The organism is Marinobacter sp. VGCF2001 (genome assembly GCF_049943275.1).
GTDB lineage: Bacteria > Pseudomonadota > Gammaproteobacteria > Pseudomonadales > Oleiphilaceae > Marinobacter.
Genome location: NZ_JBNFVX010000039.1, coordinates 1 through 1,204 on the forward strand (window position 1 = coordinate 1; position 1,204 = coordinate 1,204).

Annotated in this window: 1 protein-coding gene; it reads left to right on the forward strand. The window is 54.0% G+C overall.

The annotated features are described in order from the left end of the window. Positions 1–75 precede the first annotated feature (75 nt). Positions 76–1,187 (forward strand): IS3 family transposase gene (locus tag ACP2AU_RS16725; RefSeq protein WP_227507849.1). Its coding sequence is split into 2 segments (ribosomal slippage): positions 76–337 and positions 337–1,187, totalling 1,113 coding nucleotides; the frame shifts between segments, so codons are not numbered across the junction. Positions 1,188–1,204: the final 17 nt, after the last annotated feature.

Sequence of the window (1,204 nt, forward strand, 5' to 3'; positions counted from 1 at the left end):
CTGTAACCATCCCCTAAAATCGGCGCATGCGTAATTAGAGTTCTCCGGCCTACAATGAGGCAAACGGAGAACGACATGAAGAAATCACGGTACAGCGAGTCACAGATCGTCAAGATCCTGAAGGAGGTCGAGGGCGGCCGCCTGGTCAAGGAAGTCTGCCGGGAGTACGGCATCTCCGATGCGACCTACTACAACTGGAAATCGAAGTATGGCGGCATGGAGGCCTCTGATGTGAAGCGCCTCAAAGAGTTGGAAGAGGAAAACCGCCGGCTGAAGCAGATGTACGCCGAGCTGAGCCTGGATCACAAGCTGCTGAAGGATGTGATCGAAAAAAAGCTGTAAAGCCAGCCGTTCGACGAGAACTGGTGGATTACCTCAAGCAGGCTCACGGTGTCAGCATCCGCAGGGCCTGCCGAATCGCTGGCATCAGTGACTCTGTGTACCGGTATCGACCAGATACCTCCCGGGATGAACCGGTGATTGCAGCACTTCAAAGCGCGACTGAACGCTATCCCGCCTACGGCTTCAGCAAGCTGTTCAAGGTGCTGAGACGCTGGGGTCACGGATGGAATCACAAGCGGGTACACCGGCTGTATTGTGCTCTCAACCTGAACAAACGACGACGGGGCAAGAAACGACTCCCGACACGAAACCCGGAGCCATTGAGCGTACCAGTCACCGTTAATCGATGCTGGTCCATGGATTTCATGAGCGACAGTCTGTTCTGTGGTCGCCGGTTCCGCACCTTCAACGTGGTGGACGATTTTAACCGGGAGGTGCTGGCTATTGAGATTGACCTGAACCTGCCAGCACCGAGGGTCATACGAGTTCTGGAGCGCATCATTGCTTGGCGAGGCTACCCGGCCAAACTACGCATGGATAACGGTCCTGAATTCATCTCGATGGCCTTGGCAGATTGGGCTGAGCAACACGGTATCGAGCTGGAGTTTATCAAGCCGGGCACACCAACTCAGAATTCGTATGTTGAGCGCTTCAATCGGACTTACAGGGACGAGATCTTGAATATGTATGTCTTCCGGAATCTCACCGAAGTCCGAGAACTGACCGAATCCTGGATGACGGAATACAACGATGAGCGCCCTCACGATTCACTGGAAGACCTGACGCCATGGGAATACCTGGCGAAACACCAACGAGCGGAAAACTCTAATCAGCGGTGCAACTGAAACAGGGATGTTTACAT